The following is a 25879-nucleotide window of genomic DNA, read 5'->3' on the forward strand; positions in this document are numbered from 1 at the left end:
GGGGCGCCGGGGCGCCGAAGTGGGGGTAGTCGGGACTGTTGGTGCGGCAGGTTCGTTTCGGTTTGGCCGTTCTGGCCCTTATGCCGTTGCTCGTGACGGGGGCGGCCGGCTTCGAACTGTTCGGCTTCAAGCTGTTCGAGGACCAGAGCGAAATCGACGCTGACGCCGTGATCGGCGACCCGCAGCCCTACACCGCAACGCTGCAGACCAATGCGACCGGCGATATCGAATCAGCGATCCGCAAAGCCTCGAGCCTGATCGCCGACCAGGGAACGCCCGCCTCCGGAGCTTCTGGGCTCCTCGCCAAAGCGCGCGCCGACTACCGGCGCATCCTCGCCGCGCTCTACAACCAGGGCTACTATGGCGGGATGATCAGCATCCTTGTCGGCGGCAGGGAGGCCGCCAACCTGCCCCCCGATACGTCGCTGCCCGATCCGGTCGCCGTCGTGCTCAGGGTCGAATCGGGCCCGCTGTTCCGATTCGGCCAGGTCCGCATTACCCAGAGCGCGCCTCCTCCAATCAGTGACGACGATGTCGTCGAGAGCCCCGTCGAAGCTGGCTTCGGCGCGGGGCTCGTGGCCAGGGCGACGGTGATCGCGAAAGCGGAGCAACTCGCGCTCGAGGCGTGGCGCCAGCAGGGATTTGCCGAGGCAGAGGTGATCAAGCGCGATGTCGTCGCCGACCATGCGACGGACACGGTCGATGTCGTCATCACTGTCTCGCCCGGCCGGCGCGCCTATGTCGGGAGCATCGGGGTCAGCGGGACCGACCGCATGGATCCGCAGTTCGTGGCTGAGCAGACAGGGCTGATCTACGGCGAAGAGTACGATCCGGACGACGTCACGCGAGCCCAGAAGCGGCTGGCCCGGCTCGATGTGTTCCGCGCCATGCGGATCGAGGCGGCGAGCATCGGCAAGGAAGGGGTCATGCCGTTCGACGTGATCGTCGAAGAGCAGGCGCAGCGCCGCTTCGGCGTCGGTGCGACCTATTCGAGCATCGACGGGCTGGGCATCGAGGGCTTTCACCTGTGGCGCAACCTGTTCGGTCGCGCGGAGCGGCTGCGGCTCGATGCCAAGATTGCCGGCATCAACTGGCCGGTGAACACGGCCGAGTTCGACTATGCCTTCGGCGGCACCTTCACCAAGCCCGGCTTCCTCAACCCGGACAACGACCTCGTCGCGGCAGTCTCGGCCGAGCGCAGCGTGCTGCCGGCCTATACCGAGACCTCGGCCTCGGCCCGGGTGGGCATGACGCAGTTTCTCAACGACCAGATCACGCTGGACGGCTTGGCCTACTATGAGCGCTCGCTGTTCGACGACGATTTCGGCGATCGCAACTTCTCGCTGGTCGGGCTCACGAGTGGGCTCGTCTGGGATGCGCGCGACGATGCGACCGACGCAACCAGGGGCTTCTACCTCAACCTGACGGGGGAGCCGTTCTACGAGTTCTTCTACGGCAACCCCGCCTTCCGAACGACTGCGGAGGTGCGCGGCTACCTCAGTCTCATGGCCGACAGCCAGCTTGTCCTTGCCGGACGCGCCAAGGTCGGCGTGCTGGTGGGGCCGGAGCTCGCTGAGATCCCGCCGGACCGCCTGTTCTTTGCCGGCGGCGGCGGATCGGTGCGCGGCTATGCCTACAAGAGCATCGGCGTCGAGCAGCCCAATGGCACGCTCACCGGCGGGCGCTACCTCGTCGAGGGTTCGGTCGAGGCACGCTACAGGGCTACCAATGAAATCGGAGTCGTCGGCTTCGTCGATGCCGGCTATGTCGCCGACGACACATTCCCGGGCCTAAACGAGTTGCGGGTCGGGGTGGGCGCCGGCCTGCGCTACTATACCGGCCTCGGTCCCCTGCGGCTCGACGTTGCGTTTCCGCTCAACAAGGGTCCGGACGATCCGGACTATGCGCTCTATGTCGGGATAGGACAGGCATTTTGAGACGGCTCGTCGCGCTTTTCATGCTGATCGGTCTCGGCCTCCTCGCCGCGATGCCGCTTGTCGCGCAGGACCAGGCGCAGATGACGCCTGAGCAGCAGAAAGACTGGTTCGTCCAGTTCGTCGAAGGCCAGCTGTCGACGCCCGAGCGGCAGATCCGCATCTCCAACATCGATGGCGCGCTGTCCTCCACCGCCTCGATCCGAGAAGTAACGATCTCGGACAAGGAAGGCGTCTGGCTGCGTATCAACAATGCGGCCATCGACTGGGACCAGGGTGCCCTGTTCACCGGCCGCCTGCTCGTCAGGTCCCTGAGCGCCGACAGCATCGACTACATCCGCAACGCCATTCCGACGGGCGATCGCAACCTGCCTGGCCCCGAGGCCGCGCCGATGCAGGTGCCGGAGTTCCCCGTCGCCGTCCAACTCGACAAGCTGAGCGTGCCCAAGGTGACGTTCGGCGAAAGCGTGTTCGGTCTCGGCTCCGAGATTTCGGTCGAGGGCAACCTGCGTCTCGAGGGTGGCTCGCTCGATACTGCGCTCGACATCGTGCGCCTCGACGGCCCGGGCGGCCGGCTCGATGCCGATATCGCCTATCGCAAGGGTGACAACACGATCGATATCGGCGTGACCCTCACCGAGCCGCCGAACGGCATCCTCGCCAACCTCCTCAACATCGAAGGCCGCCCCGAAGTGGCGCTGGCCATCACCGGGTCGGGGCCGGTCGCCGACCTTCGCACGACGATGACGCTGGATGCGGACGGCAAGCGCGCGCTCACGGGCGAGGCAACGCTGGTGCAGGCGGCGGACGGGTTGAAGGTCGATGCCGATCTCGGCGGTCCGATCGGCGATCTTGTTGCGCCGGCCTACCGGCCGTTCTTCGGTGCCGAGAGCGCGTTGAAGGCCTCGGCGCTGGTGCGGTCCTCCGGCGGTGTCGAGATATCGGCTTTCCAGCTCTCGGGCGGCCAGCTCTCCGTCGCGGGTTCGGGCGCAACGACCGAGGACGGGTTCCTGAACCGGCTGCAGCTTTCGGCGGCCATCGCCGATACCGCGGGCGGAGTTGTCACTCTCCCTGTGCCGGGTGCGGCGACTACCATCGAAGGCGCGATCCTGGAGGTCGACTACGGCACCGGGAGCAGCGACGGCTGGACGGCCAACCTCGTGGCAAAGGGCTTCGTCAATGGCGGGCTCCGGGCTGAGCAGGTGACGCTGAAGGGCAGCGGCGTTGCCGCGAACCTCGAGGATCCGGCGACGCGCCGCGTCACCTTCAATGCCGACGGTGCCATCAGCGGCATCGTGTCGGAAGACCCGGATGTACAGGCGGCTCTGGGCACGAGCGCCGGCCTCGGGCTGGCCGGATTGTGGAACGCCGGCGAGCCCGTACAGCTGGCCGAACTCCGCATCAGCGGCGAGGCACTCAGCCTCGCGATGAGGGGCAACGTCGACAACTGGGTGTTCGACGGCAAGGTCGGCATCGAGACCAGTTCGATCGCACCATTCTCGGGCGTCGCCGGCCGCGATCTCGACGGTGCGCTGACGCTCGACGCAACGGGCACCATCAGCCCGCTGATCGGCGGCTTCAACCTGACCCTCGACGGCACCGCCGAGAACCTCGCGCTGGCGGAGCCTGCCCTCGACAAGGTACTGGCGGGCACGGTGCGGATGACCGGCCGTGTCGCGCGCACCGAGAAAGGGCTCGAGGCGGAGGCGTTCCGGCTCGGCAACGATCGCGTGCAGATCGTGGCTGACGGGACGTTTGCGACCGGCGCTGCCGACTTCACCTTCACCGCTGACCTCACCGACCTGGCGCTGGTTTCGGATCAGGCCAAGGGTGCCCTCAACCTGACGGGCACGGCCAAGGGGCAGGGCAGTATCGCGCTCGACGTCACGGCTACGGTGCCGAGTGGCCGGCTGGCCGGCAAGGTGCTCAACAACGCGTCGTTTGGCTTCAAAGGTACCCTCGCCGAGAAGGGCACGCTGAATGGCGCCCTCACTGGTGACGCGTTCCTCGATCGCTTCCGGGTCGAGCTCACCGGCGATGTCGCGACCGATACAGAGACGCGACGGCTTAGCGGACTGCGCCTGACGGCAGGGCCGACCCAACTGACCGGCGACATCGTGCAGGATGGCGCGGGACTCCTGACCGGTCAGCTGATCCTCGCCTCGAGCGACATCTCGACGGCCGCGGCACTCATGCTGGTTGATGCGACGGGCAGCGCGAACGCGCGGATCACGTTCACACCGGAAGGCGGCAAGCAGGGCGTGCAGATCACCGGCACCGCGCGCGAGATTCGCGCCTCCGACGTCCGCGTTGCATCGGCCGACATCAATGCCCAACTCGCCGATCTCTTCGGCAATCTCGCAATCGATGGCAGCTTCAATGCACGCTCGATCAGCACGGGCGAACTTTCCATTTCCGAGCTCACCGGCACGGCCACGCAGCGGGGTGGGCAGACGAGCTTCGTCGTCGATGGCACCGCCAGCGGTTATGGATTGTCATCGCTGACAGTCGCCGCGCGGGGCAGTATCGCGGGACAGATAGTGACCCTCGACAGCGCAACTGCCGATGGCGGCAGCGGCCTGAGAGTGCAGGCCAGCGGCCGCGTCCCCCTGAGTGGGCCCGGGCTGCAGATCGCTGTCTCAGGGGCGGCACCGCTCGCCTTCGCCAACCGGTTCGTCTCGGATCGCGGCGGGCAGTTCAGCGGCACGGCGACACTCGATGCCAATGTCACCGGCAGCCTTTCGTCGCCCCAGTTCGTGGGCACCGTCTCGACCAGCGGATCGGGATACATCGATCCCGAGCTCAACATTCGGCTGGTCGACATCAACGGTCGAGCCAGCCTCCGGGGCGACACGGTTTTCATCGACAGCCTGACCGCTGGGCTGGCAACCGGCGGATCGGTTTCCGCCTCCGGCTCGGTGGGGCTGGGCGCGGGTAATCCGGTCGATGTGGCAGTGCGGCTCAACTCGGCCCGCTATGCCGATGGCACCTTGTTCGTGGCCACGGTGTCGGGCGATCTCGCACTACGCGGTCGCATGGATCGAGATCCTGTGCTCAGCGGCAACGTACTGGTCGAGAAGGCCGACATCACGGTGCCGGATTCCTTCGGCGGTGCCGGGGCGCTGGTCGATGTCCGGAACGTCAACACGCCGCCCGCGGTAGTTGCAACGCTCAAGCGGGCTGCGGTGACGCCATCGGGTGCGCCCATGCCGCAACGGCGGCCCTCGGTGGTGCAACTCGACGTCAATGTTGCTGCACCCAACCAGATCTTCGTGCGCGGTCGCGGGCTCGATGCCGAGGTCGGCGGCTCTGTCCGCCTCACAGGATCGGTGAACGACATCCACCCGGTCGGCGGCTTCGAGCTCAACCGGGGACGCCTCGCCATCCTGGGACAGAGGGTCACGTTCGAAGAGGGGTTGGTGACGCTGGTTGGCGACCTCGATCCCTTCCTCGACTTCACCGCGCGGACCGAGGGCGACGACATCACCGTGGTCGTCAACGTCACCGGCCGGGTCTCGGAACTGGACGTTTCGTTCAGCTCAAATCCGCCGCTGCCGCAGGATGAGGTGATGTCACGGCTGCTGTTCAAGCGCTCGATGGGAGAACTGACGCCGCTCCAGCTTGCCAAGCTCGCCGGTGCGGCGGCCGAACTCGCAGGTGGCGGCAGCTCGCTGGCGGAGTCGCTCCGCGCCCGGGCTGGGCTCGACGATTTCGATATCGTCACCAATGAGGAGGGCGGATTGGCGGTGCAGGCCGGTACCTACCTGCAGGACAATATCTACCTGGGCGTCCAGGCCGGTGCCGACGGCAACTCGCGCGTGACCGTCAACCTCGACATCACGAACGACCTCAAGGCCAAGGTCTCGACCGGCACGGACGGCGATACCAGCGTCGGCGTCTTCTACGAGACCGACTACTAGCGGGGATTGCGGCGCAGCGAGTGCGGCCCTAGCGTTCGCACATGGCCGACAAAAAGCTCAGCAGCTACCGCGGGAAGCGCGACTTTTCCAAAACCTCGGAGCCCGCCGGTGAGGTCGTCGCGACCGGCGGCAGCCGCTTCGTCGTGCACAAGCACTCGGCGACGGCGGATCACTACGACCTGAGGCTCGAGCATGGAGGCGTGCTCTTGAGCTGGGCGGTGCCGCGCGGGCCCTCGCTCAACCCGGCCGACAAGCGGCTGGCGGTCCACACCGAGGACCATCCGCTCGAATACATCGACTTCGAGGGCGTGATCCCCGAGGGCGAGTATGGCGGCGGGCCGATGATCGTCTGGGATGCCGGCGACTGGGCGCCGATGGAGGATGTCGACGCAGGGCTGAGGAAGGGCGGGTTCAAGTTCCGGCTGTGGGGCGAAAAGCTCAAGGGCGGTTGGATGCTGACCAAGCTCAAGGGTCGCTCCGGCGACAACGACAAGGAGAACTGGCTGCTCATCAAGGAGCACGATCCTGCCGTCGATCGCGAGACCGACATTCTCGCGGCGCGGCCGGAGAGCGTCAAATCCGGGATGACCACCGAGGAACTGGTCGCAGCTTCGAAGCCCAAACCGAAGCCTGCTGCCGCCGAGCTGAAGCCGGCCAAGCTCGACGGTGCGGTGAAGGCGCCACCGCCGGGTCAGGTCGAGCCGCAACTGGCGACGGCGGCGCAGAAGCCGCCCGAGGAAACGCGGGCAGCGAACTGGGTGCATGAGATCAAGTTCGATGGCTACCGCACCATCGCCCATGTCATCGACGGCAAGGTGCAGCTGATCACGCGTAGCGGTATCGACTGGACCAAGCGCTACGGCGACCTGCCCAAGGAGTTCGCCAGGCTCCCGGTGAAACAGGCGATCATCGACGGCGAGATCGTGGTGCTGGACGAGCACGGCATCTCGCGCTTTGCCGCGCTGCAGGATGCCCTCTCGGAAGGGGCGGGCAACAAGCTCCATTTCTACGCCTTCGACCTGCTCTACCTCGATGGCTACGACCTGCGCGGGGCGGAGCTGATCGCGCGCAAGCAGCTGCTCGCGCAACTGCTCGGCGGGCACGTCACGGGGCGGTCGGCGATCCAGCTCAGCGACCATGTCGACGGCGACGGCGAGGCGCTCTACGAGCGGGCGTCGGAGATGGGGCTCGAGGGGATTGTCTCGAAGCGGACCAAGGCGACCTATCAGTCGGGTCGCACGACGACTTGGATGAAGATCAAGGCGCTCAACACCGGCGACTTCGTCATTGCGGGTTACACGATTTCCGATCGCGCGGAGGGGCTGGCGTCGCTGGCACTGGCGGAGTGGGTCGGAGACGACCTGCAGTATCGCGGCAAGGTCGGAACGGGGTTCGATGCAGCGATGCTCGGCCAACTGTTGCGCCGGCTCGGGCCGCTGCAGGACCCGACGCTGAAGCTCGATGGCGCGCCCAAGGACATTGTCTGGGTGCAACCAGTTCTGCGCTGCCACGTGCACTATGCCAACCGAACCACCGACAACATGCTGCGGCACGCCGTGTTCAAGGGCCTGCTGGAGGCGGAGCTGACCGCTTCGGCGGCGCCGCGGCAACGGCTGATCACCGATGCCGACCTCGCATCGATCTCGATCACCAACCCGACGCGCCGGCTGTTCGGCAAAAGCGGGCCGACCAAGCTCGACATCGCGGTCTATTATGCGGCCGTGGGCGACTTCATGCTGCCGCACCTGTTCAACCGTCCGGTGTCGCTGTTCCGCTGCCCGAGCGGGCTGCCGAAGGACTGCTTCTTCCAGCGGCACGCGTTCAAGGGCATGCCGCCGAGCATCAACGTATTCGAGACGCAGAACTCGGACGAAGAGGACAAGACCTACCTCACGGTCGAGGACGCCAAGGGGTACCTCGCGCTCGCTCAGTTCGGGGTGGTGGAGTTCCACGCCTGGGGCTGTCACCTCACCCATGTCGAAAAGCCGGACAGGGTGACGTTCGATCTCGATCCCGGCGAGGGCATCGAGTGGCGCGAGGTGGTCGAGGCCGCTGTTCACCTGCGCGGCGAACTGGAGGCGATGGGGGTCGTGCCGTTCGTCAAGACGTCGGGCGGCAAGGGCCTGCACCTCGTCGTCCCGATCAACCCCAAGCAGACCTGGAAGCAGGTCCATGCGATCACCGGCGAGATGGCTGCCGTTCTGGCCAAAACTGCCCCTGACACGTTCGTCACGGTTATCGGCGCACAAAACCGGAAGCGTCGCATTCTTATCGATATCCATCGAAATGCGCGAAGCGCGACGGCCGTGTCGCCCTACTCGCTGCGGGCCCGCACCAACCTGCCGGCCTCGACGCCGCTCGACTGGCGCGACCTCGAGAGCATCGACGCTCCGATCGATCTCAACTATTCTACCCTTCCGGGTCTATTAACCACTTCGGGCGATCCCTGGTCCGAAATTAACGAGTCCGCCCGGGATTTGCCTGCATTCTCGAAGGCTGGACGCAGTATGCGCACGTAGGAGGCGAGGGTGGCACCAAGAGCGAGCTGGAAGGGCTATATCAAGCTTAGCCTCGTTAGCTGTCCGGTGAAGATGTATCCGGCGACGAGTACGTCGGAGCGCATCACCTTCAACCAACTGCACAAGGACACGCACAACCGGATCAACATGAAGCCGGTGGATCCCGAGCTTGGGCTCGTGGAGCGTTCCGACCTCGTCAAAGGCTACGAGTACGAGGACAAGCAGTACGTCATCATCGATGACAGCGATCTCGATGCCGTGCGGATCGAGTCCAGCCACACGATGAACATCGAGGCTTTCGTCGACGAGGACGAGGTGGACGTCATCTACCAGGATGCGCCCTATTACCTCGCGCCCGATGGGGCGATGGCCGAGGAAACCTTCGCCGTGTTGCGCGAAGCGATGCGGCGTTCGGGCAAGCTCGCCATTGCGCGCCTCGTGCTTTCGAGCCGCGAGCGGGTGATCACGATCGGCGCGCGCGAGAAGGGCATGTTCGTAACGACGCTGCGCAACCCCAGCGAGGTGCGCGGCACGGCCGAGTATTTCGGCAACATTCCGGATGTGAAGGCCGACGAGGAGATGCTGGATCTGGCTGAAAAGCTGATCGAGCAGAAGGTGAAGCCCTTCAACCCGAAGGACTACGAAGATCGCTACGAGGTCGCGCTGATGGCGATGATCCGCGAGAAGCTCAAGGGCCACAAGCCGATCATCGCGGCGGCGCCTGAGCGCGGCAACGTCATCAATCTCATGGATGCACTCAAGGCCAGCCTCGGCACGGCCAAGCCGGCAGCCGCCAGCAAATCCAAGACCGAGGCGCCCGCCGCCAAGAAACCCTCGCTCAAAGAGGCCGTCGCTGCCTCCAAGGCCGCCGCGGCCAAGCCCGCTGCAAAGAAGAAGGCCTGACGAGCTAGATGCGGAAGCCGGACACCACCTTCGGCATCGTGGGAGGCCTCAGTGCCTTCCCGCGACGGCTGGCGGCGCGTGCGCTGGCAAGCAAGGGCGGTCGGCTCAGGCGCGGCATCACCCGGCACACGGCAAGCGTGGTGCTGGGGCGGACGATGCTCGACAAGCTCAGCGATGCCGAGATCGAGGCGCGCGTCGAAAAGCTGCGCGAGAGCGGCACGACACTGATGAGCGAGAACGGGTTCCTGCGCGCCCTCGGACTCATGTCGGCGCCGGAGCAATCCAACCTCACCCGGCAGTCGCTGCTCGATCAATCCCGCCTCGACCGGCACGCCTTCGACATGCTCGTGCTGTTCGATGCGTTCGAGCACGATGTCGAGCCCTTCTCGTTCCGCGACCTGATCCTGTCGCGCAAGTATGCCGGGCTTGTTGCCGGCGGCGCGACCTGGGGCGCGATAGCCCGGTCCGTGCATCGCTCGGGACCGGTCCAGTCGCTGACGGCGAAGTCCCTGCATCCAGGTGGGCCGTCGCGCATCCATGCGCTCGAGGGCGACCAGCGGACCGAACTCGACGGGCAGCGGCTGCTGCCGCTGCAGCCGATCGAGGATGAGTCCGAGGAGTATTTCTCGCTCGCAGAGGCGGCGGAAGGCGCAGGGCTATTTGCCGAAGCGGCCGTGCTTTATGGGCACTGCCTCGCCATCGATCCCAACGATTCCGTTGCGGCCTTCAACCGGGCCAACTGCCTCAAGGCGACGCACGACAATTCCGAGGCGGCCGTGGCCTACATGCTCGCGATCAAGCGCGACCCGGAGTTCGTCGAAGCCTGGTTCAACTATGCCGGGCTCCTGCGCGAGGAGGGCAAGATCCAGACGGCGCGTGAACACCTGGCGCGTGCCATCGAGATCGACCCCGACTATGCCGATGCGGTCTACAATCTGGCGACGCTCGAGTACGATGCCGGCCGCCTGGCGGAGGCGCGGCGCTGGTGGGCGCGCTATCTCGAGCTCGACCAGAACACCGAGTGGGCACGGACAGCTGCGCGCGGCATCGCCTATGCCGACAGCCAGTTGCGGAAATCGGCGGGCTGATGGCGACGAACTTCCTTTTCGATGGTTCCGAGGATGCCCGGGTAACGATCCTGCTGGCGCACGGCGCCGGTGCGCCGATGGACTCGGCGTCGATGAACGCAACGGCCAGGGCGCTGGCGGCGGCCGGGTTCCGCGTGGCGCGCTTCGAGTTCGGCTACATGGCAGGCCGACGGACGGGGACGCGGAAGCCACCGCCCAAGGCCGAGACGGTGATGCCGGAATACGTCGCGGCGGTGGACGACCTCGGGCCGACTGACGGGCCGCTGATCATCGGGGGCAAGTCGATGGGTGGGCGCGTCGCCAGCATGGTGGCCGACGCGCTCCATGATGCCGGCCGCATCGCGGGCCTCCTCTGCCTCGGCTATCCGTTCCATCCGCCCGGGCGGCCGACGCAGCTGCGCACCAAGCACCTCATCGGACTCAAGACACCGGCGCTGATCTGCCAGGGCACGCGCGACGAGTTCGGCGTGCCGGACGAGGTGGCAACCTACGGGCTGTCACCCTCGATCGAGGTGAAGTGGCTCGAGGACGGCGACCACGACCTCAAGCCGCGCAAGGCCATCTCCGGCTTTTCGACAGCAGATCACCTGAAGACGGTGGCTGACACAGCGACGGCATGGGTCGGGCGCATCGCGCCTTGAAGATCGCCACCTTCAACGTCAACAACATCAACAGGCGGCTGGACAACCTCTTGGCCTGGCTGGACGAGGCGGAGCCGGACGTCGTCTGCCTGCAGGAGTTGAAGGCGAGGGACCATCAGTTTCCGGCAACGGCGCTGGCCAATGCCGGCTATGGCGCGGTGTGGCGCGGCGAGGCGAGCTGGAATGGCGTCGCGATCCTCGCACGCGGGGCGGAGCCAGTACTGACCGCCGACGAGCTGCCGGGAGACCCCGAGGACAAGCAGGCCCGCTACATCGAGGCGGCAGTGAACGGGGTGGTGATCGCCTCGCTCTATGCGCCCAACGGGAACCCGCAGCCGGGGCCGAAGTTCGACTACAAGCTCAACTGGGGCACGCGGCTGATCGAGCATGCGGCGGAATTGCTCGACAGCGGCCTGCCGGTCGTCCTCGCCGGCGACTACAACATCGTCCCCGAGCCGCGCGACATCTACGTCACCACCTCATACAGGGATAACGCGTTGGTCCAGCCGGCGCCACGCGCGCAGTTCGCGCGGTTGATCGAGCAGGGGTGGACGGATGCCCTGAGGAAGCGCTTCCCTGATGAGACGCTCTACACCTTCTGGGACTACATGCGGAACCGCTGGGAGCGTGACGCGGGCCTGAGGCTCGACCACCTGCTCATCTCGAAGAAGTTGGTCCGCAAGCTCAAGGACGCGGGAATCGATCGAGACGTCCGGAGCGAGGAGGGCGCAAGCGACCATGCTCCCGTCTGGATCGAGCTGGACGTTTAAGTTGACTACGTTAGTCAAAATTAGTAGCCCAGACCCATAGCTTTACGACGATGGGTTTGAGTGATGGCGCCGCTGAGACTGATCAAGGGCACGGTCCTGAACCGGCAGATGGTCACGCCGGGAATGGTCCGGGTGACGCTGGGGGGCGACGATATCAAGGCGCTCAAGACGACCGGCGTCGGCGACGAATACGTTCGCCTGTTCTTCCCGGATCCTGAGACCGGCGAGCTGGTCCTGCCCGACGTGGACGAGAAGGGGTTCTGGAAGTACCCCGAGGGCAAGAAGCCGGCCCATTGCGAGTGCTACACCATCCGCTATTTCCGCGACGGCGAGATCGACCTCGATTTCGTGGTGCATGAGCATGGCCGGGCCAGCGAGTGGGCACAGGCAGCCGAGCCCGGCGACGAGATCGTCATCCGCGAACCTTACGGTATCTACGAGGCTCCCGCCGATGCGGACTGGCAGCTGTTCGTCTGCGATGCAACGGGGCTGCCGGCGCTTGGTCGGCTGCTGGAAGGGCTGGGCGAAAATGTCGAGGCGCGGGTCATCGTCGAGGTGCCCGATGCGAGCCACGAGCAGGCGTTCGAGAGCAAGGCCAACCTGAAGCTGGTCTGGCTGCATGGCGCCGGCAACGGCATAGCGCCCAGCCAGCTGGAAGCCGCCGTGCGGGGGATCACATTCCCGGCCGATCGGTCGGTTTATGTCTGGGTTGCGTCCGAGGCCAAGGCGGTGCGGCCGATCCGCAAGTACCTGCGGCATGAGCTCAAGTGGCCGGCGACGCGCTACTCGATCACCGGCTACTGGACCGACAAGCTGACCGAGTGGGAGAAGGGTTGGGAAGCGCTCGATCCGACGATCAAGAAGCGGATCGACGACCTGTGGCGTTCCGATCGCGACCCGCAGGACGTGCGGGATGAGGTCGAGGCCGTGATGGAGAAGTTCGGCCTCTAGGACCCACCGCACCCGGCAGGCGAGAGTGGAACGCGGGGGCTGGGGTCCCCCGCGCTCTCTGCTCCGGCTAGAGCGTGCCCTTGGTCTTGAGCTCGCGCACGGCGCCGTCCATGGCATCGATGGTGGCTTCGATGACATCGGAGCTGTGTTCGCTGGACACGAACCAGGCGCCACGCTCGAGGGCGCGCACGCCGCGGTGCATCAGCGCCGTGGTCAGCGCGACGTAGGCCGGGCGGTTCATCCTCGCGAGGTCGCGGTAGTTCCGGGCCGGCTGCTCGAGTCCGAGCGCGACGTGGAAGACCTGCCCGAAGCCTGCGACCGAAGCCTTGACGTCGTGGCGCGCAAACACGGCCTTGAAGCCTTCCATCAACTGCGTGCCGGACTTGCCCACGCGCTCATAGAGATCGGGCGTCAGCGACTTCAGCGTGGCGACGGTCGCGGCCATGGCGATGGGCTGGGCATTGTAGGTGCCACCGTGGACGACGCCGCCCGAGACGAACATGTCCATCAGATCAGCGCGCCCGGCGATGGCGGCAACGGGGAAGCCGTTGGCGATGGCCTTGCCGAAGGTCGAGAGGTCGGGCGTGACGCCGAATTTCTCCTGAGCGCCGCCTGCTGCGAGACGGAAGCCGGTGATCACCTCGTCGAAGATGAGGATCGTGCCGGTCTTCGTGCAGGCCTCGCGCACGCCTTCGAGATAGCCCGCGGCCGGGTGGATCGAGCCCTGGTTGCACATGGCCGCTTCCATGATGACGGCGGCGATGTCGCCCTGGCTGAGGCGAGCCTCGAGGATGGCGAGGTCGTTCCACGGCAAGACGACGAGGTCATCTGCGGTGCTGGGGAGTTGACCCTTGCTGCCGATCACCGGGACCGGCGCATCGGCGGGGCCGGCCGCATCGACGGACGGCGCGGTCGACCACAGCACGTTGTCGAACCAGCCGTGGTAGTGGCCTTCGAACTTGATCACCTTGGTGCGCCCAGTGGCAGCCCGGGCGAGACGCAAAGCAGCCTGATCGACTTCGGAGCCCGAGGAGCCGAAACGCATGCGCTCGGCCGAGGGCACCATCTGGCAGACGAGGCGCGCGGCCTCGGCCTCGATGGCGGTCTGGCCGGCAAACAGGATGCCGCTGTCGATCTGGCTCTTCACCGCATCGACGAGCGCCTTGGGCTTGTGCCCCAGGATCATCGGCCCCATGCCGAGGTAGTAGTCGATCAGCTTGTTGCCATCGACGTCGAAGAGGTAGGGGCCTTCGCCGCGCTCGAACACCAGCGGGGTGGGCGCGATGTTGAGGCGGAAGTTGCTGTTCACGCCGCCCGCGATCCACTGCGAGTTGGTCCGGATGGTCTCGGCCGACTTGTCGAAGCTCAGGAGCGACGACGCCGACGGATTGGCGGGGGAGGTAACGGACAAGGCAGGACTCCTGAAAGATCGTAGTCCAAGTGGCCCCAGGGGCCGGTTGATGTAAATGCCGGCCAGTTCCGCGAGGCGAAAAAATGCCCGCGGACTGGCCAAACTCCACGGACTATTCTTTGGCCTTCTTGGCCACGGCGATGCATTCGATCTCGTACCTCAACGCCGCACCGAGGCAATTGGTTATGGTCGTCCGCGCGGGGAACGGCGCCTTGAAGTATTCTGGGTAGATCTGGTTGAAGCGAACGAGATCGTCGTTGTCGCGCACATAGTTACGGGTCTGGACGACATGGTCGAGATCGCTGCCGGCGTCCTCGAGGACCTTCCGCAGGTTCTCGATGGAGCGCCGCATCTCGCCCTCGAACGAGTCCGAGACAATCTTGCCGGTCTTGTCGACCGAGGCCTGGCCGGAGACGAAGATGAGGTCGCCGACCTTGGTCGCGGGGCTGAACGGCAGGTGCGAGCGCGGGGTGTCCGGCGCGCTTGGGTATTCGATCATTTTTCGGTTCCGATCGTCAGCTGACGGGAAAGACCGGCTGACGCAGCCGGCGGTAGGGCAGGGTCTTCAGTGCGCTGGTGCACGGGCCCGGGGTGGTTACGGTGTAGCTCGCCCTCGCGATCTTGTCGTAGGCGCGGCGGTGGGCAACGGCTGCCTTCACGCCGATCAGCGACAGGTCCTCGGGGATGATCCCCTGCGAGCGGAACTGGCCGAGGTCGAAGGGTGGCGTCTTGCGGCTGTTGAGCAGGATCTTGATGCCCTGTGCCTCGACGACAGCGCTGGGGCCCATCGAGATGTGGACGCCCTGCATGGCGGCGAGGTGGCTGTTGCGATCCTCGAGGGTGAACTCGCCATCGCTGCGGGAGATGAAGGTCACGTCGAGTTCGACCGGCCCCGGATCGAGCCGGCTGCCCTTCCCGCCGATGGAGAGCCGAACGATGTCGCCCGGCCTGGCGTCGTCTAAGGCGCGAACGGACTCGGCGTCGGCGATCGCAACTGCGGCGTTCGTCACGCCATGGCGGAGGAAGCCGCGCAGCACGGACGTGCAGTCGCCCGGTGCCCCGCCGCCGATGTTGTCTGCCGGCTCGACGATGACGACAGGCCCGGGCTTGCCCTTGGCGTCAGCCAGAGCGGCGTCGAGGTCCCATTCCTCTGGCAGGCCGAGTTCGCGGAGCGAAGTCGCAAGCTGCTCCAGGTCGGTGAGGGCCGCGGTGGCCTCGTCTTCGCTGCCCGCGGTGATGAGGGAGAAGGCGACGCCAGCAAAGGGGACGTCGGAGAAGGAATAGCCGGCGATGATGTTCACCGCCCAGATGTCGGAGTGCTCCGCCTCGATCTGCCGTGCCAATGCCTCGAGGTCGCGCATGGGGCTATCGGCAGTGCCGGTTCCGGTCGGCGGCCAGATCAGGGCCGCGTTGCGGACATGCATGCGCGGGATGACGCCTTCGCGCAGCGTGCGGGCCAGGAGGTCGGCAGAGCGCACTGCCGACTCGCGGGCATCGGTATGGGGGTTCTCGCGATAGCCGACGAGGCCGGTGGCATGCTCGGCCATCAGCGGCGTGAACGTGGCATGGAGGTCGAACACGCCGTAGATCGGCAGGCTCTCGGCGCCGGGCACAGCCCGAATACGGCGGAGGAGTTCGCCCTCGGGGTCGACGCTGCCGGTGGTCACCATCGCGCCGTGGAGGCCAAGCCAGACGCCGTCCAGACCGCCATCGGCGAGCGCTGCCCGCAAACCAGCATCGAGCTCGTTCCAGAACTTCTCGAACACGGCTTGGTCTGCGGTCCCCGAGGGAAGGGCCGAGTAGTCCGAGACCGGTACGACTTCCCACCCCTCGCGTTCGGCGACCTCGAGGAAGCCGTCGATGGTCGAGCCGTCGCCGCGCCGGGCGAGGATCGCGTCGCCGCGATTGATGTCGAAGTCGGCGAGACCGGTGATCTCGTCAACGAAGGTGTGGGTCTCGTGGTACAGGCTGGCGAGCAGGATACGTTTGGTCATCGGGCGGCAGTGCGTGTCATTTCGGTGGTGATTTCGGCGAGTGCGGCGACAAGGAGCTTGCCCAGCCGCTCGATATTGTCGGGCTCGAACCGGGCCGACGGCCCGGCGATGCTGACTGCGGCGATCGCATCGCCGCTGGGTCCGAATATGGGCGCGGCCACGCAGGCGCTCCCCATCTCGTTCTCTTCGTACTCGGTGGCCCAGCCGACGGATCGGCAGCTTTCGAGGATATGCTCCAACTCCTCGGGATCGGTGATGGTCCGGCTGGTGGCCGGTGGCAGCGGGCCGACAGAGTAAATGATCTTGCGGAAGCCGGGAGACTGATGTGCCAACAGGGCGCGGCCGCAGGCCGTGGAGTGGTACGCGGCGCGGGTACCCGAGTACGAGGATACACGCAGCGACTGCGTGCCTTCGAGGCTCTCGACGATCACGGCATCAGTCGGGCCGGGCAGTGCGAGGTTCACCGTCTCGCGCGTCGTCGCACAGAGGCGGATGAGGTGGGGTCGGGCAATCGCCGCGATGTCGAGGCGGCGCTCGACCGCCTTGCCATAGACGAGGTGCTGCAGGCTGAGGCGGTAGGCGCCCGCCTTGGGGTCGCGCTCGGTAAGGCCTACGTCGACGAGGGCGCTGACGAGGTTGAAGGCCGTCGTCTTGGCCAATCCCGTGCGGGCGGCAAGGTCGCGTAGCGACACCCATTCGCCGCCGGCCATGGCGTCAAGCAGGGCCTTGGCCCGCGCTACGGACTGGATGCGGGCCTCGGCGGCTGGCAGATTGGTCTGAGCGTCACGAGGGGGACCGGCGGTCCTGGGCATGCGAGGGACTCCGCGTTAGTCGTTGGTTCCACAGTATAGGACGAAGTTCGGCGCTCCAGCGTGGCCAATTAGGCACGAACATGGCTCATGTGCAACCTCGGAATCCCCTTATTCCGCGTACTCCTGTTGACATGGTGCGACCGGGTGCCGTTACATCGACGGCGCTGAACACAAATCAAACGTCCCATCATGTGGGACAGCGTCGGACCTCATGACCCATCTTCCCCGCCTCGATCTTTCCTCCCTTGACGCCCTGCCGCTCGATGCCTCGACCAAGGGCCTGCCATACGCCACTTCGCCGCTGACGGTCGGCGAAGTCGGAACTCGTGGATGGAACGTTCTCGACGGCGATCTGCCTATGCCGCTGGCGGTGATCCGCCAGCAGGTGGTCGAGGCCAACAGCGCCTGGATGAGCGCGTTCACGGGCGCCAACGACCTGGTCATCGCCCCGCACGGCAAGACGACGATGTCGCCGCATCTGTTCGACCTGCAGGTTCGGGACGGGGCCTGGGCGATCACGGTCGCCACCGTCCAACAGCTCGAGGTCTGCCTGCGCTTCGGAGTGAAGCGGGTGCTCATCGCCAACCAGCCGGTTGGGCAGCAGGCGATCGATGCCTGTTTCAGGGCCCTGCAGCGAGACGGCGTCGAGCTCTATTGCCTCGCAGACAGTCCAGCAGGACTGGCGCTCCTCGCCGAGGGTGCCGGCAGGCTGGCGCCTCCGCAGGGCAACCCGCTGCGCGTCCTGGTCGAGATGGGATTTGCAGGTGGCCGGACCGGCGCCCGCAGCCGCGATCAGGCCATCGACGTCGCGCGCGCGGTAGCGCGAACGCCGGGCATGGTCCTTGGCGGGTTCGAGTGCTTCGAGGGGCTGTTGCCGACAGCCGAGGCCGCCGATGGGCTTATCGATGACGTCGCGGCGCTCACCGTCGCTGCGCTGGAAGAGGGGCTGTTCGTTGACGGCCAGCCGGTGGTGCTGAGTGCCGGCGGCTCGTCCTTCTTCGATCGCGTCGGCGAGCGTTTCAACCGGGTGCAGTTCAATCGGCCGGTGGTCAAGGTGCTCCGCTCCGGCTGCTACCTCACGCACGACTCCATCTCCTACGCCGCGGCGTTCGAGCGGATCATCAGCGATACGTCATTGAAGCTGCCGGCCGGCCGCCTCGAAGCGGCGCTCGAGGTCTGGGCGCAGGTACAGTCGCGGCCCGAGGACGGGCGCGCGATGCTCAACATGGGCAAGCGGGACGTGAGCTTCGATGCGGGCATGCCGTTGCCGCTGCGCTGGTTCCGGCCGGGAGAAATGACGAAGCCCGAGGCCATTGCGGCCGGGCACAAGGTGGTGGCGCTCAACGACCAGCACTGTCACCTCGAGACGCCTGCCGACAGTCCGCTACGGCCCGGCGACATGGTGGCTTTCGGCATTGGGCACCCCTGCACGACCTTCGACAAGTGGCAGATGCTGGTGCTGGTGGACGAGGACTACCGCGTGACCAAGGCGTTGAAGACGTTCTTCTAGGGAGGGAAGGATGGGCGACGACTACATTGTGCAGCCGGTGATCAAGGCGCTGCAGGTGCTCGAGTATGTAGCGCGGCAGGGCCGCGACGTGACGCTCACGGAAACAGTCCACGAACTCGGGCTACCCAAGACCACCGTGTTCCGCTACCTGCAGACGCTGTCGGCGGCGAACTACCTCGAGCACGATGTTGGTCGCGACCGCTATCGCGTGGGGCGCAAGTTCCGCGACATGGCGCGGGTCGACCAGGACCTGACCGGCCTGCGCCAGGTGGCGCAACCCGAGATGCGCAAGCTCGTCGACACCTTCCACGAGACGGTCAACCTCGCCGTGCTGACAGACAGCCAGGTGGTCTACATCGACATGTTGGAGCCGGATGCGCGCGCGCTGAAGGCGAGCGCACGGGTCGGCTATCGCCACCCGGCGCATTCGACGTCACTGGGCAAGGCGATGATGGCCTTCCTGCCTGATGCCGATCAGCGTCTGCTTGCCGAGGGCATGCTGTCGCAGATGACATTCCGCACGCTCACCGATGCGGGCCAGCTTCGCCGCCAGGCCGACGACGTGCGGCGGCGGGGCTACGCCATCGAGATCGGCGAGAACGAGGACGGCGTCATGTGCATCGGCGTACCCATCCTCGACCGGAGCGGCTACCCTGTAGCGGCGATGAGCTTGTCGGCCCCCGAGCGACGGATGAAACCCGAGTTGACGACGGTGGCCGCCGATGCCCTAAAAGGCGCGGCGCGCCGCATCTCGACCAATCTGCGCTCCAACTTCAGCCGCTAAGAGGACTTCATGACTCAATCGAACATGCGCCTTGTCCCCTGGGACCGGCTGCAGGCCAGCACGGTTGCGCTCTTTCGCGCGGCCGGCTCGGAAGCCCGCGAAGCACGGCTGATCGCCGAGCATCTGGTCGAGGCAAACCTGCGCGGGCACGACTCGCACGGGGTGGGCGTCGTGCCGATGTACATCAACGGCCTTGTCGCCGGTGGTCTCGTGCTCAACCAGAGTCTCAATGTTGCCGTCGATACGGGCGCGATGCTGATCTGCGACGCGGGGCAGGGTGCTGGTCAGGTCATGGCGCATGACGCGATGGAACTCGGCATCGCGCGGGCGCGCGATACTGGCAGCGCCATCGTCAGCCTGCGCAACAGCCACCATATCGGCCGCATTGGCCACTGGGCCGAGCAGTGCGCGTCGGCGGGTCTGGTGTCGATCCACTTCGTCAATGTCGTCGCGGGAGCGATCGTCGCGCCGTTCGGTGGCACGCGGGCGAGGCTCGGGACCAATCCCTTCGCCGCGGCCTTCCCGCGCAAGGACGCGCCGCCGGTGGTGGTGGATTTCGCCACCAGCAAGCTCGCCTCGGGCAAGGTGCGCGTCGCGCACAACAAGGGTGTCGAAATCCCGCCGGGAGCGCTGCTGGACAACATGGGCCAGCCGACCACCGATCCGGGCAAGCTGTTCGAAACGCCGCCGGGTTCGCTGATGACGTTCGGCGAGCACAAGGGCTGGGGCATGATGCTGGCCTGCGAGCTTCTCGGCGCGGCGCTGGTCGGGGCGCCCACGCAGCATCAGGCCGCCGGCAACGGCGCGGTGATCAACTCGATGTTCTCGGTCATCGTGTCGCCGGACCGGCTGGGTACCGGCGGTCCCTTCGGCGAGGAGCTCGAGGCCGTCCTCGGCTGGGTGTCGTCGGAGGATACGGTGAAGCTTCCCGGCGAACCGGAGCTCGAAACACGCCAGCAGCGCATCATCGACGGCATCCCGATCGATGCAGCGACCCTCGAGCAGCTCGATGCCGCGGCGCGGCAGGTCGGGCTAGAGAAGGGCTTCGGGATCGTCTAGGCGGGGCGGGGCGGCTCAGACCTTGTGTCCGGGCCAACCCATCAGCAGCTTCACGTCCTTTTCGGCCTCTTTCGCCTTGGCGGCGTCCTTGAACACCCGCATGACGCATTGCGGCTGGTTGCGGTCGATCACGTCGTAGACGAGGTGATAGCCGGTCTTGTCCATGATCGGCCCGATCCAGCCGGCGCAGTGGTCGCAGTAGCGGCGCATCGGCTCGGCGTCGTTGTCGAGGACCTTGGAGAGGCTGGGGCAGACATTCATCCGCAACTCGAGGCGATCCTCGTTGCGGTCGATGTCCATGTCGCAGTTTTCCTCGATCTTGATGTGCGACCAGTACTCGTCCATGCCCTCGAGGCCGCGGGTCTGGATGAGCTCGAGGATGTGCTTTTCCTGGTTCTTCGAGATGGCGAGGAAGTAGGCCTCGAGCTCGGCTTCGCCCTGCTGCTCGAGGAACTTGAAGACCTCGTTGTAGAAGCGGGTGAAGTGATCGGACGGGATCATGCGCGCTTCCTCAGGACCTGCCGGCAACTGCCGGGACCGGTGATCTCGGTGTCGATGGCGTAGGGCGAGCCCTCGGCCATTGCTTCGTTGGTGCGGATCGTCTGGTCGCAGAACTGGGCCGACGGCTGGCCGACGAGCTTGGCGACATGGTGCCAGGCGGTGCAGTGACGGACCGTGAGGATGATCTCCTCGCTGCCGACCTCGATATCGTAGTCGCAGTTCTCGCGGCTGAAGAAATGGCGCCAATGGGCGACGAGCTGTTCGGTGTCGCCGGCGACGAGGTCGTCGTGGATTGAGCGATAGACGTCGCGGCCGACCTTGCGGAAGATGTCGTCGAGCGCCTCGATGCCGTAGCGGCCGATGATGAAGTCGATCGTGGTGTTGGTGGCGCCGTGGAAGTCGAGGTGGACCTCGCCGCCTTCGGCGTAGCGCAGCTTCTCGCTCATGCTGCCTTGCTCCACATTTCTTTCCCGCCGACCCAGGTCGCGGTCACGTCGAGCGAGGCGCGATCGAGGACGGCGAAGTCGGCGAGCTTGCCGCGCTCGAGACTGCCGAGGTCGCGTTCCATGCCGAGGACGCGCGCCGGCACCAGGCTCGTGGCGTTGGCGACCTGTGCGAGGTCCTTGCCGGAGAAACGGAGGTAGTTGCGCATGGCCTCGTCGGGGGTGAGGGAGGAGCCGCAGAGGCCGCCGCCCTTTGCCTCGCGCACTGCCTTGCCGGGCGCGCTGGTGACGACATAGCCCGGGTAGAACTCGAACGTTGCGCCGGGCGTGCCGGCATACTTCATCGCATCGGTCTCTAGGAACACCCGGTCATCAGGGAGCTGCGCGAGCAGCCGCACGAGCTGCGGTTCGACATGGATGCCATCGCAGACCAGGCCGAGCGCGAGGCTGGGCTCGGCGAGCAGGGCGTCGGTCAGAGAAAGCACATGGACGCCCATGTTCCCCGGCGGATAGGTGGGCATCACGTTGTACATGTGGGTCACGGCGTCGATGCCCCAACTCACGTAGCGCGGGATGTCTTCCGGCCGAGCCTGGCTATGGCCGAGATGGATGGAAACGCCCGCGGCCTTGAGGGTCTTGATGAAGCCTTCGGCTCCGGGCTTCTCGGGGGCCAGCGTCACAGCCTTCAGTCGCCCGTCCGTCGCGGCGAGCATCCGCTCCGCCAGCTCGACGCTGGGCAACTGGATGTTCTCGGGATTGTGCGCGCCGGGTGAACCGAACACCGGGCCCTCGCTGTGGACGCCAAGCGCGCGGGCGCCGGTTGCCTCCACAGTCTGAGCCGAGAGTCGGCTCAGCGTCGGCTCCATCTTCATTGGTGGCAGGCAGGAGATCGACGGCAGGAAGCCGGTAACACCGTTCTTCAGCAGCAGCTGCGAGTTGCTCGCGACGGCGCCCTCCTCGGTGTCGTTGTAGAGATGCTCGCCATAGCCGTGCTGCAGCAGGTCGATGCTGCCGGGAAAGAGGATGGCGCCGGCGCCATCGATCACGCGCCAGTCGTCGCCGACGGCAGTCCCCGAAGGAACAAGGCCGGCGATCCGGTCCCCATCGACAAGCAAGTCGTTGGCGACCTCGGCCTGCGGGGTGACGACGGTGACATTGGTCCAGCGGGATTTCATCGGTAGGTCCGGGTGGTCATGTCGCGGGCTCCCACGACATCTGGTTGGCGAGGATGCCGCCGTCGACATAGAGCATCTGTCCGGTGATGTAGCGGGCGGCGGGGGAGGCGAGGAACACGGCGGCGCCGCCAATTTCGTCGGGCACGCCGACGCGACCGAGAGGGATCTGTTTTTCGAGGGCAGGGCGGACGCCCGGCGCCGCCAGCCCCTTCGCGGACAGCGGCGTCTCGATGATCCCCGGCCCGATGCCGTTTACGCGGATGCCGCGCTCGGCGAGCGTGACCGCAAGGTTGCGGACCAGCATCAGCACCGCGCCCTTCGACGTGTCGTAGATGACGCTGTTCTTTTCGGCCGCCAGTGAGTTGGTCGAGCCGGTGCAGATGATGCTCGGGTTCTCCTGCTCCGGCGCCAGACCTTTGACGAAGGCCTGCGCGGCGAACAGGTAGCCCTTCACGTTGAGGTTGAAGGTGCGGTCGAACACCGCCTCGGTGAGGTCGTCGAAATTGGTGTCGAGGTAGGTGCCCGCGTTGTTGACCAGCGTATCGAGCCGACCGAGTTTCGCGCGCGCCGCCGCGACGAAGCCCTGCGCACCAGCCACCGTCGAGAGATCGGCCTGCACGAAATGGCACTCAGTCAGCGCGCCGAGGCGTTCCGCCGCCCCGCCATCATCAGCAAGGTGCGAGTTGATCGCCAGCCGCGCGCCGGCATGCGCGAAGGCTTCGGCGATGGCATAGCCGATGCCGGTGGTAGAACCTGTTATGGCGACGCACTGGCTCATGCTAGCGCGTTCCCGGCCAGCCCAGCTTCGACGCTGAGTACGGCGCCAACAAGCGCCTGCGTGGCCTCCGCTTGCGGGTTGCGGAACAGGTCGAGCGGTTTGCCCACCTCGACGATCTTGCCCGATGACATCACGTAAACCTTGCTGGTTGTGTAGGCGACTACCGACAGGTCGTGCGCGATGAACACGAGGCCCAGCCCGAGGTCGCGGACGAGGTCCTTCAAGAGGTTCAGCACCTGCGCCTGGATCGAGACGTCGAGCGCGGAAACCGGCTCGTCGGCGATCAGCACTTTCGGGCCGGGCATCAAGGCGCGGGCGATGGCGATGCGCTGCAACTGGCCGCCGGAGAACTCGTGCGGGAAACGCTCGAGCGCGCTCTTCTGCAGCCCGACCTGGTCCAGCACTTCGAGGACGCGGGCGGCATGATCGCCTTCGATCTTGAGGCTGCGGAGCGGCTCGAGCAGCGAAGTGCCGACGCGCATGCGCGGATCGAGCGAGGAGCGCGGGTTCTGCAGCACGACCTGCACCGAGCGGCGGAAGAGCTTGCGATGCGCTTCGCCGCCGGTCCAAACGTCGAGACCGTCATAAAGGACGTTCCCGCTCATGGGCTTTTCGACACCCGTCAGCATGCGGGTCAGCGTCGTCTTGCCCGAGCCGGACTCGCCGACGAGTCCGACGGCCTCGCCGGGGCGGACCGAGAGATCGATCGTGTCGAGGACGCGGAGCGTCGGACGAGACGCGAACAGCTTCTGGCGGCGCAGATTGTAGGTCTGGCTCAGTTGTCGGACTTCGAGCAGCGGACGTGCATCGGCGGGAAAAGGGGTGACGGCAGTCATTGCGCGGCCACCTCGCTGGAGTTGGGCACCGGGTGCCAGCAGGCCGATTTCAGCGTATCGCCGGAAAGTTCGGGCATCTCGGCACGGCACCTGTCGGTGGCGACGGCACAGCGCGGGTTGAAGGCGCAGCCGGTCGGGAGGTCGTGCAGGGGCGGCACCATGCCGGGGATGGAGACGAGGCGCGACGTGCCATCGAGCGCGATGTTGTCCATGGTCGGCTGGCTGTCGAGCAGGCCGCGCGTGTAGTGGTGGCGCGGGTTGCGGAACACTTCCGCCACCGGGCCCATCTCGACGATACGGCCGGCGTACATGACCGCGACGGTGTCGCACATGGCGGCGATGATGGGCAGATCGTGGGTGATCATCAGCAGGGCAGAGCCCCGATCGTGCGCCGCGCCGTTGAGGAGGCGGAGCACCTGCTTCTGCACCGTCACGTCGAGGGCCGTCGTCGGCTCGTCGGCGATGATCAGCTGCGGATAGCAGGCAAGCGCCATGGCGATCATGATGCGCTGGCGCTGACCGCCCGAGATCTCGTGCGGATAGGCACGGACGAGCTGCTCGGGACGCGGTAGTTTCATCTGCGTGATGAGTTCGATCGTCTGCTGCTCGGCGGTCTTCTTGTCGACGCCCATGTGCTTGCGGATCACCCAGCTGATCTGGTCGCCGACCCGGCGGACCGGGTTGAGCGAGGAGAGGGGATCCTGGAACACCATCGAGATGGTGCGGCCGCGACGGCTCGACAGCGCCTTGTCGGATTGGGTGACGAGATCGACGCCGTCGTGGAGGACGGAGCCATGCGTGCTCCAGCCCATGGGCAGCAGTCCCATCAGCGCGAGTGCGGTCATCGACTTGCCCGAACCGCTCTCGCCGACGAGGCCCATGCGGCCGCCCTGCGGGATGGTGAAGGAGACGCCGCGCACGGCGGTGACGTCGCCGTTGCCGACGACGAGGTCCCTGACCTCGATGGCGTTGCGGGAGGTCATGCGCTCCTCCGCTTGAGCTTGGGATCGAGCACGTCGCGCAGGCCGTCACCGAGCAGGTTCAGCCCGAGCACCACGAGGACGATGGCGAGGCCGGGCCAGATGGCGAGCGGCGATGAGATGCCGACCGTCTGCTGGGCCTCGTTGAGCATCATGCCCCAGGAGATCGAGGGACGCGTGACGCCGACGCCGAGGTAGGACAGGCCAGCCTCGGTGAGGATGCCGGCGGCGAAGTAGAGGGTGAACTGGACGATCATGACGCCGGCGATGTTGGGGATGACGTGGCGCGCGAGGATGAAAAGCCGCCCGCGGCCATAGAGCTTGGCCGACGTGATGAAATCCTCCTGCAGCACACCCATCGCCGCCGAACGGATGACACGGGTGAAGGAGGGGGTGAAGAAGGCCGAGAGCGCGAGGATGGTAGTGAACGCGCCTGAGCCCATCGTGGCGGCCAGCACCAGCGCGGTCACCATGCCGGGGATCGACAGCAGGATGTCGGCGCCACGCGAGATCGCCTCGTCGGCGAACTTGCCATAGGCAGCGGCGACGAGACCGGTGATGGTCCCGAGGACGAGCGCAATGGACGCGCCACCGGCGCCGACGAGAATCGACGTGCGAGCGCCAACCATCAGTTGGGCGACGATGTCGCGACCGAGCCCGTCCGTCCCCAGCCAGTGGTTCGGGGAGAAGGGCGGCATCATGCGCGCCTTGATGTTGGGGATGTTCGGGTTGGAAGGCAGCCAGAAGAAAGAGATGATGGCGATGGCGAGAAAGCCGATCGTCAGGACGACGCCGACGACCAGCGAGGCGTTGAGGTCGAGGCGGCGGCGCCTTTTCGGCACTGAGACGGCGGGGGCTGTAATGGTCATC

General features: G+C 66.2%; 22 protein-coding genes. 11 read left to right on the top strand and 11 right to left on the bottom strand.

The window, feature by feature from the left end; all coding sequences use genetic code 11:
- Window positions 1-62: 62 nt before the first annotated feature.
- The 8 genes from PRN20_RS14210 (at window position 63) to PRN20_RS14245 (ending at window position 12726) form a co-directional block, all read left to right on the top strand.
- A complete protein-coding gene (locus PRN20_RS14210) occupies window positions 63-1937 on the top strand; it encodes an autotransporter assembly complex protein TamA (RefSeq protein WP_273958139.1) in 1875 nt (624 codons plus the stop codon).
- A complete protein-coding gene (locus PRN20_RS14215; protein WP_273958140.1) occupies window positions 1934-5854 on the top strand; it encodes a translocation/assembly module TamB domain-containing protein in 3921 nt (1306 codons plus the stop codon). Before PRN20_RS14210 ends, PRN20_RS14215 begins: the two co-directional genes overlap by 4 nt.
- A 41-nt stretch (window positions 5855-5895) precedes the next feature.
- On the top strand, window positions 5896-8373 hold the full coding sequence (gene ligD / locus PRN20_RS14220) for a DNA ligase D (protein ID WP_273958142.1): 2478 nt from the start codon (window positions 5896-5898) through the stop codon (window positions 8371-8373).
- A 9-nt stretch (window positions 8374-8382) separates the two neighbouring features.
- Window positions 8383-9276, top strand: coding sequence for a non-homologous end joining protein Ku (gene ku / locus PRN20_RS14225; protein ID WP_273958144.1), 894 nt, complete (start codon window positions 8383-8385; stop codon window positions 9274-9276).
- A gap of 8 nt (window positions 9277-9284) precedes the next feature.
- Window positions 9285-10364, top strand: a complete 1080-nt coding sequence (locus tag PRN20_RS14230; protein WP_273958149.1) for a tetratricopeptide repeat protein — start codon at window positions 9285-9287, stop codon at window positions 10362-10364.
- Complete coding sequence (locus PRN20_RS14235; protein ID WP_273958150.1) at window positions 10364-11005, top strand: alpha/beta hydrolase family protein; 642 nt, start codon at window positions 10364-10366, stop codon at window positions 11003-11005. The genes PRN20_RS14230 and PRN20_RS14235 overlap by 1 nt, the downstream gene beginning before the upstream one ends.
- Window positions 11002-11775, top strand: a complete 774-nt coding sequence (gene xth, locus PRN20_RS14240) for an exodeoxyribonuclease III (protein WP_273958151.1) — start codon at window positions 11002-11004, stop codon at window positions 11773-11775. The genes PRN20_RS14235 and xth overlap by 4 nt, the downstream gene beginning before the upstream one ends.
- Before the next feature lie 63 nt (window positions 11776-11838).
- Complete coding sequence (locus PRN20_RS14245) at window positions 11839-12726, top strand: siderophore-interacting protein (RefSeq protein WP_273958153.1); 888 nt, start codon at window positions 11839-11841, stop codon at window positions 12724-12726.
- A gap of 67 nt (window positions 12727-12793) precedes the next feature.
- Here PRN20_RS14245 and PRN20_RS14250 read toward each other — a convergent pair whose 3' ends face one another.
- The 4 genes from PRN20_RS14250 to PRN20_RS14265 all read right to left on the bottom strand — a co-directional run bounded on the left by PRN20_RS14250 (window position 12794) and on the right by PRN20_RS14265 (window position 16943).
- Window positions 12794-14137, bottom strand: a complete 1344-nt coding sequence (locus PRN20_RS14250; protein WP_273958154.1) for an aspartate aminotransferase family protein — start codon at window positions 14135-14137, stop codon at window positions 12794-12796.
- A gap of 112 nt (window positions 14138-14249) precedes the next feature.
- Window positions 14250-14636, bottom strand: coding sequence for a RidA family protein (locus tag PRN20_RS14255; protein WP_273958155.1), 387 nt, complete (start codon window positions 14634-14636; stop codon window positions 14250-14252).
- Between the two features lie 16 nt (window positions 14637-14652).
- Complete coding sequence (locus PRN20_RS14260; protein ID WP_273958156.1) at window positions 14653-16131, bottom strand: M81 family metallopeptidase; 1479 nt, start codon at window positions 16129-16131, stop codon at window positions 14653-14655.
- A complete protein-coding gene (locus PRN20_RS14265; RefSeq protein WP_273958157.1) occupies window positions 16128-16943 on the bottom strand; it encodes an IclR family transcriptional regulator in 816 nt (271 codons plus the stop codon). Before PRN20_RS14265 ends, PRN20_RS14260 begins: the two co-directional genes overlap by 4 nt.
- Window positions 16944-17154: 211 nt before the next feature.
- Here PRN20_RS14265 and PRN20_RS14270 point away from each other — a divergent pair, with 211 nt between their 5' ends.
- From PRN20_RS14270 to PRN20_RS14280, 3 genes are read left to right on the top strand one after another with little or no spacing between them, the layout of a single operon-like run.
- Complete coding sequence (locus PRN20_RS14270) at window positions 17155-18453, top strand: amino acid aldolase (RefSeq protein WP_273958159.1); 1299 nt, start codon at window positions 17155-17157, stop codon at window positions 18451-18453.
- A gap of 10 nt (window positions 18454-18463) precedes the next feature.
- Entirely contained in the window at window positions 18464-19237 is a 774-nt protein-coding gene (locus PRN20_RS14275; RefSeq protein WP_273958161.1) for an IclR family transcriptional regulator, read from the top strand.
- 9 nt (window positions 19238-19246) lie between these two features.
- Entirely contained in the window at window positions 19247-20296 is a 1050-nt protein-coding gene (locus tag PRN20_RS14280) for a malate/lactate/ureidoglycolate dehydrogenase (protein ID WP_273958163.1), read from the top strand.
- Between the two features lie 15 nt (window positions 20297-20311).
- Here the strand turns inward: PRN20_RS14280 and PRN20_RS14285 are convergent, their stop codons facing one another.
- The 7 genes from PRN20_RS14285 to PRN20_RS14315 are packed head-to-tail and all read right to left on the bottom strand — an operon-like array spanning window position 20312 to window position 25878.
- Complete coding sequence (locus PRN20_RS14285; protein ID WP_273958165.1) at window positions 20312-20797, bottom strand: hypothetical protein; 486 nt, start codon at window positions 20795-20797, stop codon at window positions 20312-20314.
- Window positions 20794-21243: a hypothetical protein gene (locus PRN20_RS14290; RefSeq protein WP_273958167.1), complete on the bottom strand. Its 450-nt coding sequence runs from the start codon at window positions 21241-21243 to the stop codon at window positions 20794-20796. The genes PRN20_RS14285 and PRN20_RS14290 overlap by 4 nt, the downstream gene beginning before the upstream one ends.
- Entirely contained in the window at window positions 21240-22415 is a 1176-nt protein-coding gene (locus PRN20_RS14295; RefSeq protein ID WP_273958169.1) for an N-acetylglucosamine-6-phosphate deacetylase, read from the bottom strand. Before PRN20_RS14295 ends, PRN20_RS14290 begins: the two co-directional genes overlap by 4 nt.
- 16 nt (window positions 22416-22431) lie before the next feature.
- Window positions 22432-23193 (bottom strand): SDR family NAD(P)-dependent oxidoreductase, encoded by a 762-nt coding sequence (locus PRN20_RS14300; protein ID WP_273958171.1) that lies wholly within the window; start codon window positions 23191-23193, stop codon window positions 22432-22434.
- Window positions 23190-24029 carry an ABC transporter ATP-binding protein gene (locus PRN20_RS14305; protein WP_273958172.1) on the bottom strand — a complete coding sequence of 280 codons (840 nt, stop codon included), beginning with the start codon at window positions 24027-24029 and terminating at the stop codon, window positions 23190-23192. The genes PRN20_RS14300 and PRN20_RS14305 overlap by 4 nt, the downstream gene beginning before the upstream one ends.
- On the bottom strand, window positions 24026-25012 hold the full coding sequence (locus PRN20_RS14310; protein ID WP_273958173.1) for an ABC transporter ATP-binding protein: 987 nt from the start codon (window positions 25010-25012) through the stop codon (window positions 24026-24028). Before PRN20_RS14310 ends, PRN20_RS14305 begins: the two co-directional genes overlap by 4 nt.
- Window positions 25009-25878 (bottom strand): ABC transporter permease, encoded by an 870-nt coding sequence (locus tag PRN20_RS14315; protein ID WP_273958174.1) that lies wholly within the window; start codon window positions 25876-25878, stop codon window positions 25009-25011. The genes PRN20_RS14310 and PRN20_RS14315 overlap by 4 nt, the downstream gene beginning before the upstream one ends.
- Window position 25879 lies beyond the last annotated feature (1 nt).

Origin of the sequence: Devosia sp. ZB163, from assembly GCF_028613635.1 — a bacterium.
In the GTDB taxonomy this organism is placed as follows: Bacteria; Pseudomonadota; Alphaproteobacteria; order Rhizobiales; family Devosiaceae; genus Devosia_A.

Excerpts from the sequence above, each read along its gene's own strand:
- PRN20_RS14270 (WP_273958159.1), top strand. The coding sequence starts at position 17,155 with ATGACCCATCTTCCCCGCCTCGATCTTTCCTCCCTTGACGCCCTGCCG.
- PRN20_RS14245 (WP_273958153.1), top strand. The coding sequence starts at position 11,839 with ATGGCGCCGCTGAGACTGATCAAGGGCACGGTCCTGAACCGGCAGATG.
- PRN20_RS14310 (WP_273958173.1), bottom strand. The coding sequence starts at position 25,012 with ATGACCTCCCGCAACGCCATCGAGGTCAGGGACCTCGTCGTCGGCAAC.
- PRN20_RS14275 (WP_273958161.1), top strand. The coding sequence starts at position 18,464 with ATGGGCGACGACTACATTGTGCAGCCGGTGATCAAGGCGCTGCAGGTG.
- PRN20_RS14315 (WP_273958174.1), bottom strand. The coding sequence starts at position 25,878 with ATGACCATTACAGCCCCCGCCGTCTCAGTGCCGAAAAGGCGCCGCCGC.
- PRN20_RS14280 (WP_273958163.1), top strand. The coding sequence starts at position 19,247 with ATGACTCAATCGAACATGCGCCTTGTCCCCTGGGACCGGCTGCAGGCC.
- PRN20_RS14260 (WP_273958156.1), bottom strand. The coding sequence starts at position 16,131 with ATGACCAAACGTATCCTGCTCGCCAGCCTGTACCACGAGACCCACACC.
- PRN20_RS14300 (WP_273958171.1), bottom strand. The coding sequence starts at position 23,193 with ATGAGCCAGTGCGTCGCCATAACAGGTTCTACCACCGGCATCGGCTAT.
- PRN20_RS14290 (WP_273958167.1), bottom strand. The coding sequence starts at position 21,243 with ATGAGCGAGAAGCTGCGCTACGCCGAAGGCGGCGAGGTCCACCTCGAC.
- PRN20_RS14285 (WP_273958165.1), bottom strand. The coding sequence starts at position 20,797 with ATGATCCCGTCCGATCACTTCACCCGCTTCTACAACGAGGTCTTCAAG.
- PRN20_RS14265 (WP_273958157.1), bottom strand. The coding sequence starts at position 16,943 with ATGCCCAGGACCGCCGGTCCCCCTCGTGACGCTCAGACCAATCTGCCA.
- ligD (WP_273958142.1), top strand. The coding sequence starts at position 5,896 with ATGGCCGACAAAAAGCTCAGCAGCTACCGCGGGAAGCGCGACTTTTCC.
- PRN20_RS14295 (WP_273958169.1), bottom strand. The coding sequence starts at position 22,415 with ATGAAATCCCGCTGGACCAATGTCACCGTCGTCACCCCGCAGGCCGAG.
- PRN20_RS14235 (WP_273958150.1), top strand. The coding sequence starts at position 10,364 with ATGGCGACGAACTTCCTTTTCGATGGTTCCGAGGATGCCCGGGTAACG.
- PRN20_RS14230 (WP_273958149.1), top strand. The coding sequence starts at position 9,285 with ATGCGGAAGCCGGACACCACCTTCGGCATCGTGGGAGGCCTCAGTGCC.
- PRN20_RS14255 (WP_273958155.1), bottom strand. The coding sequence starts at position 14,636 with ATGATCGAATACCCAAGCGCGCCGGACACCCCGCGCTCGCACCTGCCG.
- PRN20_RS14305 (WP_273958172.1), bottom strand. The coding sequence starts at position 24,029 with ATGACTGCCGTCACCCCTTTTCCCGCCGATGCACGTCCGCTGCTCGAA.